The 11,545-nt window shown below is 72.5% G+C and carries 4 protein-coding genes; 2 read left to right on the top strand and 2 right to left on the bottom strand.

From position 1 onward, the window contains the following. Positions 1-68 precede the first annotated feature (68 nt). Complete coding sequence (locus tag ACWCWD_RS13480; protein WP_450772632.1) at positions 69-1,190, top strand: ALF repeat-containing protein; 1,122 nt, start codon at positions 69-71, stop codon at positions 1,188-1,190. Positions 1,191-1,368: 178 nt separating this feature from the next. Here the strand turns inward: ACWCWD_RS13480 and ACWCWD_RS13475 are convergent, their stop codons facing one another. Both ACWCWD_RS13475 and ACWCWD_RS13470 read right to left on the bottom strand, forming a co-directional pair. After that, the gene (locus ACWCWD_RS13475; RefSeq protein ID WP_450772630.1) at positions 1,369-1,683 is read right to left on the bottom strand and encodes a hypothetical protein; all 315 of its coding nucleotides are present in this window, start codon (positions 1,681-1,683) and stop codon (positions 1,369-1,371) included. Positions 1,684-1,686: 3 nt separating this feature from the next. Continuing rightward, a complete protein-coding gene (locus tag ACWCWD_RS13470; protein WP_450772628.1) occupies positions 1,687-10,743 on the bottom strand; it encodes a polymorphic toxin-type HINT domain-containing protein in 9,057 nt (3,018 codons plus the stop codon). A 329-nt stretch (positions 10,744-11,072) separates the two neighbouring features. On the opposite strand from ACWCWD_RS13470, the gene ACWCWD_RS13465 reads away from it, so the two are divergent. Next, positions 11,073-11,522 (top strand): hypothetical protein, encoded by a 450-nt coding sequence (locus ACWCWD_RS13465; protein ID WP_450772627.1) that lies wholly within the window; start codon positions 11,073-11,075, stop codon positions 11,520-11,522. Positions 11,523-11,545: the final 23 nt, after the last annotated feature.

Genomic DNA, 11,545 nt, shown 5'->3' with positions numbered 1-11,545 from the left:
CCGTCAGTCGTGCGCACTACTATCACCTCATACATTTGATGATCCCTTGGGTGAAGTGAGAGCTCTTCTTGAAGATATCCAGAGTCGGCACCCTGCTCGCCGCCGCAGCCGTCGCCCCTGCCTTCCTGCTGTCCTCCCCCGCTTCGGCGACGGAGACGGCCGACGGGACCACGGCCGCTGCCGCTGCCGCGGACACGTCGTCCTCGGACGGTGAGGACCAGGACCAGGCGGAGAAGGACCGGATCGAGATCCTTCGGCTCATCGGCGCGGCCGAGAAGGGCTCCGTGGTGGCCGAACAGGGCAGCGCGGCGATCGACGGGGGCCCGGACGCGATGCGCGCGTTCCTGACGACCGGTCAGTACAGCGCCCGGGACACGGACAACCGGATCGCCGTCGCGCGCATCATCGGCGTCGGCGGCCGCGGGGTACAGGAAGCGGGCAAGGCCGCCCTCAAGGGCACGCCCGAGGACCGCGTCGCCTTCCTGGAGACGGGGCAGTACGAGGCGCGCGACGACGACAACCGGGTGCTCGTCGCCCAGCTCATCGGCCAGGGCGGCCCCTCGGTGCGCGAGGCGGGCAAGGCCGCGCTGAAGGGCACGCCCGAGGATCGCGTCGCCTTCCTGGAGACCGGCCAGCACGAGGCGCGCGACACGGACAACAGCGTGCTGGTCTCGCAGATCGTCAACGCGGGCGGACCCCACGTCAGGGAGGCGGGCAAGGCGGCCCTGAAGGGCACGCCGGAGGACCGCGTCGCCTTCCTGGAGACGGGGCAGTACGAGGCGCGCAAGCAGGACGAGAAGGACGCCGCCGCATCAGGCACCGGCTCCACGGGCGGAGACGGCGGGACCGCCGGAACCGACGGCACGGGCACCGGCACCGGAAGCGGTGACCAGAAGGGCGGGACCACCGGCACCGACTCGGGTGCCGCGTCCACCGGCGGCAGCACGGTCGAGCCCGTCTCCGACGACAAGAATACGGACGGCACCACCACCTCCGGTTCCGCCTCCGGTTCGGGTTCGGGCGGTTCGGAAGGCGACGCGGACGCGACGGCACAGGGCGGCGGACCGCTCGCCTCCACCGGCACGGACCCCGCCACCGGTCTCGCCCTCGGCGGCGGAGTCGCCGCGGTCGTGGCCGGCGGAGCCCTGGTGGTCGCCGCTCGGCGGCGCCGCGCGGGTGCCGCGGGCTGACGGGTCGACACACGAAACGGCCGGTGCGCCCCCTGAGCGGGGGTGCACCGGCCGTTCTCATGACCGGGCGCCCCGGACCGGCTGGGCCGGGGCGGACCGGCAGCGGCCCCGCCCGGAACGCGTCCGAGCGGGCGCCTGTCGTCGGCTGCCTCGGGGCGGACGGATCAGGCCCCGGGGCTCACCACTCGAATCTGTCCATGTCCTCCTCGGTGGCCCGGCGGTAGCCGGTGATCACATCACCGTCGAACTCGACGAGGAAGAAGCCGCCGTCCTGCCGTCCGCAGGTGGGACAGAACTCCGGATAGCCGAGGATCTCGAAGCGCCCGGTCCGGGGCTCCCCCTCCGCCGTGTCCGACCACGTGACCGCGTCACCGACGCGGAAGTGGTTCAGCTGGACGTCCCCGAAGTGGAACTGGATGACCAGTTCCTCCTCGGAGCCGCACTGGGGACACGGAACCGGGCGGGGTACGAACAACTTGTCGTACACACCCACGTCTCAGTACCTCTCGTTCGGGAAGTTGAACAGGTCGAGCTTCTTGTAGAACTTCTCGTCGTTGGTGATCATCGGCAGTCCGTCCTCGAAGGCCGAGGCCAGGACGGCGGCGTCCGCGTCGCGCAGGACGGGCTTGTAGCCGGCCTTCCAGAGTTCCTGCAGGTACTCCTGGAAGGCCTGCGCGACATCGTCGCTCGCCTCCGACCCGATGCGGCCACCGCGATCGGTGATCCACTTCATCACGACGCTCTCCGGCCGCTTCACCGTGGCCTCCTTGAAGGCCTGGGGCGAGATGACCGGCCGCCTGCCCGCGAGCGCGGCGTCGACCCGGGCCCCGTGGTTCTCGGCGAAGACGGCGATCAGGGTGTTGGCGTCGAGCGCCACCTCCTCGCAGGCGTTGTTGTGCACCAGGACGGGCACCGACCCGGCCACCACGAAGTAGGTGTGCAGGTCACTGACGGTCAGGTCGTACGTGACCATCGCGTCGGTGTAGTTGCGCACCGCGCGGACGACCGCCGTCCGCGTGTCGGCCGTCTGCAGACGGTCACCCACGGCGAGCCGGGAAGCGTCGACGAACGCTCCACGGGTGATGTCGTAGTACGGGTGGTTCTGCGTGCTGGTGACGGCCTTCGGCCCGTCCGGAGTGGTGACGGTGAGTTCGGTGAACTCGGTGTCGGTCTTGGTGACGAAGGTGTGTTCGACGGTGCGGGCGACGGACGGGCCGCCGGCCTCCGCGCTGCTGACCAGGTCTCCGTCCCGTACCTCTTCGATCGGCTTGGTGCTGCCGTCCGCCATCAGGACCTCGGTACCGGCGGGGAAGCTGTGGACCGCCGCGCAGACAGCGCCGGTCGCCAAGGTCCGCAGCCGTGTCAGCAGCGCCGCGTTCCGCAGGTTGCGGAAGGTGATCGCGTTGATGGCCCCGGTCCGGGCCAGGTTGCTCAGGACGTTCATGGCGGCTTCGGTGCCGGCCAGGTCGCCGATGGCCATGGCCATCCGCAGCGCTGCCGCACCCTTCACCACGGCCTTGAGCGCCGCCGGTACGACGATCGAGCCGATCGCCCACAGGCAGTCGCTGCTGCCCAGGTCGAAGTGCTTGGCGCAGCCGACGAAGTCGCTGATCAGCGCGTAGCCGATCGACTTCGCCAGGTTGACGTCGAACTCCCAGACGTTGACGTCCACGACCCGGTGGTCGGTGAAATCGATCTTCGCCTTGTCCAGGTAGTCCTTCTCGTAGTGACCGGAAGCGATGCACTGGGAGGCCGTGGCGTCCGGATCGGCACACGTGACCAGGAAGAACATCGCGGTACCGGTGATGTGGACGTCGACCGGCATGCTGCAGTGCAGGATCTGCGAGGTCGCCCTGCACTGGTCGGTCGCCTGCGCGGTCTGCTTCAGGTCGACCGGCTCCACGACTACGCCGGGGTACTCGCCGTCCACCTCCCCGCCGGTCGCCGGCTGACCGCCCGCCGCGGGCGTCCGGTCCTCTTCGAGCTGGCTGGTCGCCTCGGCGATCTTCGCCGACTCGTCGGCGTCCGCCTGGGCGTTGGCCGCGTGTTCGGAGGCCAGCCTGGAGGACTCTTCGGCCTCGTCGGCGCTGTAGGAGGCGTTGTCGGCCGAGGTCTGCGCCCGGTCGGCGGCACCCCGTGCCGATGCGGCGTCGAGTTCGCTGTCGTCCGCTGCGGACCGTGCCGCGGCGGCGTCGTCCCGGGCGTCGCTCGCCGACGCGTTCGCCTGCCACGCGCTGTTCTGTGCCTGGGAGTTGAGTGCGTCGAGACGCTCCGAGCCGGCCTTCACCTCCTTCGCGTCGGATGCGGCCTGGGTGGCCGACTTCAGTGCGTTGGCCGCTTCGCGTGCGGCCGTGGCCGCCGAAGCCGCCGCGTCCGCCGCCGCCTGGGCGGCGAGCTTGGCGTCGGCGTCGGCGCGGTCGGCCGCGTCCTGTGCGGCCTCGGCGAACGCCTCGGCCTCGTCGGCGCGGAGTTCCGCGACCTCGACCTCCTGCTCGGCGAGGGTCTTCGCCGTGTCGGAGACGACGACCGAGAGACCGGCCGTCGCGTCGGTGGCCGCGAACGCGATACCGAGTTCGATGGCCTGGTCGGCCGGGGCCGTGACGGCGTTGGCGGTGTCACGGGCGATCTCGGCCTGCTGGGCCGCCGCGTGTGCCTGGGCGGTGGCGGTGGCGCTGTCGGAAGCCGCGCCGTCCGCCTCGTCCCGGGCGCCTTCGGCTGCCGCCTTGGCGTTCGCCGCCTCCTCGGCCGCGTCCTTCGACAGGGCCTGGGCCGCGTCGGAGTTCTGCGCGGCGACCCCGGACTGCTCGATCGCCTCGGCCGCGAGCGCGTGTCCCTCGGCGGCGTTGGCCGAGGTCTGCGCGGCGGCCTTGTCGGCGACCTTCGCCGCCTGGGTGGCCTTCGCGGCCGACGCGGTCGACACCGTCGCCGCCGCCCGCGCCGATACCGCCGCGGCGGTGGCGTCGAGGGCGTCGTTGTTGGCCTGGTCCGCCGCGAGAGCGGCGGCGTTGGCCTCCAGCCGGGCCTGCTTGGCAGCTGCGGCGGCGTCGTCGGCCGCGCTGGTGCCGACGGCCGCGGCTGCGGCCGCGTCGGCGGCCGCTGCCTTGGCGCGTGCCTGGTCCATCGCCTTGTTGGCGGCGGTGGCCCGGGACTTGGCGGCTGCGGCGTCCTGCTCGGCCTTCGCCGCCGTGTCCTCGTCGCCCGCGGCCCGGTCGGCCTCGGTCGCCGCGTTGGCCTCGTGCTCGGCCGCGATGTCGGCCTGCGCCTGGGCGTCGGCCTCGGCGGCCTCGGCCTTGTCGCGCTCGGACTCCGCGGTGGCCCGCGCCGCCGCGGCCTTCTGGGCCTCGGAGTCGGCGGTGGCCGCGGCGCTCTTGGCCGTCGCGGCAGCCGCCTTGGAGCTGGTCTCCAGCGGACCGATCTTCGCCTTGTCGGCCGCGACGATCGCGGCCGCGTTGGCGGCGGCTACGGCCTTGCCGTGCGCGGCGACCGCGTCCGCCTCGGCCTTCTCCGCACTGTCCTGCGCCGTCTCCCTGAGGAAGGCGGCACGTGCGGCGTGCGCCTGGGCGCTGGCGTTGGCCAGCAGGGCGGCGCTGTCCGCGACGGTGGCGTTGGTCGCGGCGACCGCGGTCTGCATGGCGAGCGAGGTCGCCTGGGTGGCCGCGGCGGCCGACTTGGTGACCTGTGCCGACTGGTTGGCGTAGGCGAGGGCACGTCCCTCGGGGACCCCGCCCGCCTCGGCCGTGGTCGCTGCCTCGGCCTCGGCCGCGACGACCGCGTCGGCGGCCGCCTTCGCGTCCTTGGCGTTCTGGGTGGCCGTGGCCGACAGCGCGTCGACCCGGTCCTTCAGCGCCGCCAGGTCCGCCGTGACGGAGACCGGCTTCCCGTCGGACGAGAAGTTCCCGCCCATCGTGGTCGGCCAGTCCTTGATGAAGGTGTTCCAGGCGCTGTTCGGGTCGGCCTCGGCCTCCATGAGGTTGTTGGCCACCCACGCGTTGCCCAGGGCGTCGTGCATGGCGACGGCGCTGGACTGCAGGGCCTTCAGCGCCTTGATCTCGGCGTTGGCGATCTTGTTGCGGTCGCCGGACTGGGCGGCGTACTCGGCCTCCCACTGTGCCGAGGCGGTCTCCTCGACCTCGACCATCACCTGGTACGGGTCCCAGGGGTTGGTCGGGTCACCGTTCGCCCAGCGGGTCTTGAGCCGCTCGACCTCGATGTCGAACTCGGCCGTCCCCTTCTCGGGGGCGACGGTCGGGTAGCCCTTGTACTGGATGAGGCGGCGTACGTCGTCGGCCGAGCCGCGCAGATCCTGGTTGTCCAGCATCAGCTGCCACCAGCCGTACCAGTCCCCCGCGTCGACCTTCTCCTGGAGGATCTCCGTGGCCTTGGCCTGGGCGGCCGGGCTGGCCTGCGGCACCTGGGCGAGACGGCCCCAGCCGACGGCCGAGCCGATCCGCTGGTAGACGGTTCCCGGGTCGAGGAACGAGGTGACCGCGGTGTCGTACTCGGGCTCGATGTTGGCGAAGTCCGAGGTGAAGTACTTCCAGACGGTCTCCTGGCGTTCGTCGGTGCGCGCGAGCATGCCCTCGGACTGGTCGCGCGCCTCCTGTACGTCGGCGTCCCAGGCGTTCCACACGTCCTGGTCGAACAGGGACGTGGTGGCGCCGATCTGGCCGGATCCGGCGAGCCGGGTGGCCGCCAGCGTCTTGGAGGCGACGCCGCCCACGTGGAGCAGGTAGGCGAGGTTCTCCCGGCCGATGCGGATGTTCGCCTGGTCGTCCATGAGCTTCGCGCGGGCGTCCAGGTCGTGCTTGGCCTGGGCGGCCGCCTGCGCGGCGGCGACCTGTGCGGCGAGTGCCGCCTCGTCGCTGCGCAGCTGCTCCTCGGCGGCGGCGGCGGCGTCCTCGGCCTCCGTCGCGTCCTCGGAGGCCGATGCCGCGGCCGCTTCCGCGGCGGTGGCGTCCTTCGCCGCCTTGTCCGCCACCTTCTGTGCGTTGGTGGCGTCCTCGCCGGCCGTGGCCGCGGTCGCCGCTGCGGCGGTCGCGTCCTTCTCGCCCGCGCTGGCCGCGGAGTCGGCCGCCTGCGCGTCGGCCGTGGCGGCCTGTGCGGAGGCCGAGGCCGTCTTGGCCAGCGCCTGCGTCTCGGTGTCGAGTTCGGCGACCTTCACCGAAGCGTCGCCGGTGGCCTTGGCGTCGTTCTCGGCGTCGGTCGACGACTTCTGCGCCGCTTCGGCGGATGCCGCCGCCTCGGCCGCGGAGGCCGCGGCGTCGGCGGCCGCCTGGGCGGCCCGCTTTCCGTCGCCGGTCGCCCGGTCCGCCGCGTCCTGCGCCTCTTCGGCGACGGCTGCCGCCTGAGCCGCGTTGGCGTCGGCTGCGGCCGTCTGCTGCTCGGCGAGGGACTGGGCGCTCTTCGACACCAGGGTCGCCAGACCCGCGGAGGAGTCCGTCTCGGCGTACGGGGCGCTCAGCTCGATCGCGGAGGCGGCCGGGGCGGCCACCGTCGCTGCTGCGGCCCGGGTGACGTCGGCGGCCTGGCCGGCCGCGTACGCCCTTCCGGCGGCCTCGGCGGACGCACTGAGCGCCGCCTCGACCTGCACGCCCGCTTCTACGGCCCTGCTCTTGGCCGCGAGGGCCGCCTGAGCCGCGTCGGTGGCGTCACCGGCGGCGTCGACGGACTTCTGGGCGGCGGTGTGCGCCTCGTCGATGGCGGTCGCGGCGGCCGATTCGGCCGACATCGCCGCGTGATAGGTGATCAGCGCGTTGGCGTCCGCGTCGGCGGCCCACGTGGTGGAACGCGCCGCCGCGGCAGCCGACTCGGTCGCCGCCTTGCGGGCCGCGATCGATGCCTCGCTGGTGGACTGGGCGTCGGTCGCCGCCGTTTCGGCGACGGTCCTGGCCTGCTCGGCCTCCTCGGCCGCACGGTCGGCCGCCGCCTTCGCCGCGGCGGCGGACGAGGTCCCCTCGGCGGCCACCGCGGCTGCGGCGAGCGCCTGGGCGGTGGCGGTGGCGACGTCCTTCTTACGCTGCGCGGACGCGGCGTAATCGCGGGCGACCTTCGCCTTCGCCGCCGCCTGCTCGGCCGCGGAGGCCTGCTTGCGCGCGTCGGAGCCTGCGGTGTTGGAGGCGGTCCGCTTGGTGGCGGCCTCCTTGCCCTGGTCGAGCGCCTTCTTCAGCGCCTCCCCGGCCTTGTCGCGCTCCGTCTGGGCCGTCGCCTTGGCGGTGGCGGCGTTCTGCCGCTCCGTCTCGGCGTTGGCGGCGGCGGTCTTCGCGCGGGTGTTCGCGGCGGTGGCGTCGGCCTGGGCCTGGACGGCCGTCGCCTTCGCGTCGGCGACCTCGCCGGCCGCGTCGGCGGCCTCGTCGGCGCGCTTCTTGGCGTCGGCGGCGAGATCGGCCGCGTCCTTCGCGGACTGCTCGGCCGACTCGCGCTGGAACTCCGCGCGGGCGGCGGCGGCCTGCGCCTGGGCGTTGGCCAGCAGCGTGGCGCTGTCGGCCGCCGAGGCGTCGGTGGCGGCCACGGCGGTGTCGAGCGCGTTCGCGGTGGCGAGCGCGGCGGCGGCCGATGCCTTGGTCACCTGGGCGGACTGCTGGGCGTAGTAGAGGCCGCGGCCGAGCGGCGTGCCGTCGCCCCGGGCGATGGTCTTGGCCGCCTCCACGGCGGCGTCGGCCTTCGCTTCGGCGGCGGCGGCGTCGTTCGCGGCCTTCCGGGCGACCTGGGCCTGCCCGGTGACCAGTTCCTTGACGGTGGCGAGGTCGGCGACCGCCTGGGCCGTCGTCTTCGCGCCCGTACCGGTCTTGCGCAGCGACGGGTTGGCCTGCCAGGTGAGGAGCCGGTTGGCGGCCCAGCCGTAGCCGAGCGCCTGGTGCATGGCGCGGGCGCCGGTCTCCAGCGCGGTCAGTGCCGACTGCTCCGCGTCGACGATGTCGTTGCGGGGCTCGGCCTGGGCGGCCTGCTCGGCCAGCCATTCACTGGACGCGGTCTCCTCGACCTCGACCAGGACGTGGTTCCAGTCCGTCGGGTTGGAAGTGTCGCCGCTGGACCAGCGGGCCTTCAGCGCCTCGACCTCGACCCGGAACTCCGGAGTGCCCTTGACCGGGGCGACGGTCGGCAGACCATGGTACTGGATGAAGCGGCGCACGTCGTCGGCGGACCCGTTGTTGGTCGCCGATCCGAGCAGCGTGTACATGCCGTACGGGTCCTCGCCGCCGCTCTCGGCGATCAGTTCCTGCACGATCTCGGTGACCCGGTCCTGGGCCTCCTGGCTCGCCTTGACCACCGGAGGCGTCACCCACAGGTTGGCCCAGTCGCGCTGGAACATCGCGGCGGAGGACATGAAGTCGGTGACATCGGTGTCGTACTGCGGCAGCGCGTGGTTCGAGGAGGTCGCGTACGGTGCGATGAACTCCTCCAGGCCGTCGTCGGTCGCCTCGCGGGAGGAGTCGTAGGCGTTCGCCGTGCGGTCGTCCACGGTGAACGCGCTGTCGACCTGCGGCTCGGAGAACTCGTTGATGTGCTCCTCACCGTTGGCGAGCTGGGTCGCCGAGACGCTCTTGGCGTAGGCGAGCGGCCAGCCCAACTGGCCCACGTCGATGGACCACTTGCCGTTGGTTCCGCGCAGGTGGCCGGAGTACGTACCGGCGGCGGAGTCCAGGGCGACCAGGCGTACCCGGCCGTCGGAGAGACCGTTCGCGGCGATCGCGTCGGCCTTGTACGAACCGTCCGAGGCGGCCTTGGCCGCGGCCCAGGTGCCGTCCGTGCCCCGCACGGTGTCCCACACCTTGTCGCCGTCTCCGGAGACGAAGACGTGCAGCTCGCCGGCGGGGGTCGCCGCGAGGGCGATCATGTCGGCGCGCGGGGTGGTCACGGCCGCACTCGTCCAGCTGCCGTCCGTGTGGCGGACGGTGTCCTGGACGGTGCCGTCGGCCTTGACCACGCCGACGTGCAGCTCCCCGTCGGGCGTGCCGACGGCCGAGACGGCGCGTGCGGTGCCGCTCTGGTCGGCGACGACGGGGGCGGCCCAACTGCCGTCGGGGTGACCGACGTAGTCGCGCACGATGTTGGTCTGGTCGACCACGATCGCGTGCACGTCGCCGTTGGGCGTGGACGCGGCGGCGACGGCACGGGCCTTGCCCGAGCCGTCCACGAGGACCGAGCCGGAGAGCGCGGAGGTCCAGGTGTCGGCGGACGCGCCGCGCTTCTGGTCCCAGACGGTCCCGTCGTCGGCGAGGATGAGCTCGTGCAGGTCACCGCTCGGCAGGGTGGTGAGCTGCAGGTCCCTGGCGTGACCGAAGGCCCCGTCGACCACGTACGGCGTGCTCCAGCTGCCGGACGTGGCGCGAGTGGTGCTCCACAGCCGCCCGTCGTCGGCGGTGGCCTGGACGTGCAGTTCACCGGTGGGCTGGGCGCCGAGGGAGAGCGCGGTGGCGTGCGGCGCGGTCACCGTGGACGAGGTCCAGCTGCCGTTGTCCTGGAGCGCGCGGTCGGTGACCGTACCGGTGTCGGTGAGCGTGGCGACGTGCAGCCGCTCGGTCGGTACGGCGACGGCCGACAGGGCGCGGGCCTTGCCGGTGGAGTCGACGACCGTGGCGGCGGCCCAGGTGCCGTTCGTACCCCGCACGCGGTCACGGACGGTGTGGTCGGTGCCGAGCATCTCCAGGTGGACCTGGTCGCTCGCGGTGGTGGCGAGGGCCACGGAGGCGGAAGGGGCGGTGCCGGCGTCGATCACGGCCGTACCGGACCAGGTGCCGTCGCTGCGGCGGGCGTTGCCCCAGACCTTGCCGTCGCCGGTGACCATGGCGAGGGTCAGCTCGCCGGCGGAGGACCCGGTCACGGCAAGGGACTCGACCTTGCCGGGAAGCGAGTCGAAGAGAACCTTGCTGACGCCCCCGCCCAGCATGAAGTAGCCGGGGTAGGCGTCGGGTTCGTAGGTGCGGTCGGTCACCCTGCCGTCGGCGGAGAGCAGTTCGAAGTGCAGCTCTCCATTGGGAAGGGCGGTTGCCGCGATGGCGGTGGTGCTGGTTCCGCCGTCGACCAGGATCGGGCCGGTCCAGGTGCCGTCCGGGTAGCGCACGTCGTCGTAGACGCTGCCGTCACGGGTGAGCATGCCGACGTGCACCTGGCCGTTGGCCATGGTGGCCTGCGCGCTCTGCGCGATGGGCCCGATCCCTTCGCCGAGGCCGGAGTTGTCGGTCTCGTCGCCGTCCTCGTCCAGGACGATGTCCTTGGAAGTCGACCCGAGGAAGACGTTCCAGCCCGGCCAGGGGCCTTCGTCGCGCCCCGCGAGCCAGTCCCCGGCGTCGGCCTTCATGGCCGGACCGCCGCTGTGCATGATCCGGGCGAACATGGCTTGTTCGGCGCGCGCGTCCGCGGCGTCGGACATCGCCTGTTCGCGGGTCTCCAGATCCGCTTCGGCGGACGTCGCCGCCTGTGTTTGCGACGGTACGGCCGCGTCGGCCCTGCCCGTCGTGGTGCCTACGGTCGACGCCGCGATCGCCAGGACGATCGCGGCCGAAACGGCCGCACGCGATCCGGCCGATCTTCGGCCGGTACGTATGGAGTACAAGTCCCCGCCCTCGATTGAGTTACAAGATCCAAAACGAAGGCACGGTACTGGAGAGGAGTATCGGCGGCAACGACAATTCAGCACCACAGAACCAAATTTGACCTGCCATCAGTACCAATCGTGAAGAACCGCCACGGCACGCTCCGGGCCCACCGCCATGACCGGCCCACCGCCGCCCACCTCCTGGGCTCCACGGTCGAGATCCCGCCAAACCGGCGAAGGGTGAAAGCCACCGGTCCGCACAGCGGACGTCCTCCGGGAACGGTGTTGACGCTGCGTCACGTTCGTGATCAACTCCCTCCGCCGATCCATCGCAGGGGGTTAACTTCATGTCAGGGAAAACGGGCCGCCGACTGGCCGCGATCGCGCTGACCGCCTTCGCACTCGTCGCGGCGGCGGGCTGCTCTTCCTCGGATGCGCGCCCCGAGGCCGCCGCCTCCGCGAGCAAAGCGCCGCGGGACTACTCGACGACCCCGGGCAAGGGCGGCCCGTGCCGGGCGACCATGACCCACATCGACGACGTGGGCCAGAAGATCACCACCGACGCGAAGGACCCGGTCAAGGCGCAGACCGACCTCGCGGACGCCTCGGACCAGTTCGCCGACGACGCCGAGAAGATCAAGAACCCCGAAGCCAAGCAGGCCGCGAAGCAGCTCAGCAGCGTCTACCACGGCCTCGCCGAGAGCGCCGAGAAGAACCGCAGCCCCGACATGAAGACCCTGCCCGACCAGGTGCAGAGCGCGGTCACCGCGCTGAGCACCTGCGCGGCGGCCGAGTAGGGGCCGGCAGGCGGCGGGGAGGC

It is taken from the genome of Streptomyces sp. NPDC001493 (assembly GCF_053597235.1).
The sequence above is the reverse complement of the archived record's forward strand: the minus strand, read 5'-3'. Positions and strand labels throughout refer to the sequence as shown.

What these genes read in the sequence shown, in the direction of transcription:
- ACWCWD_RS13465 (WP_450772627.1), top strand. Translation starts at nt 11,073, where the DNA reads ATGTCAGGGAAAACGGGCCGCCGACTGGCCGCGATCGCGCTGACCGCC.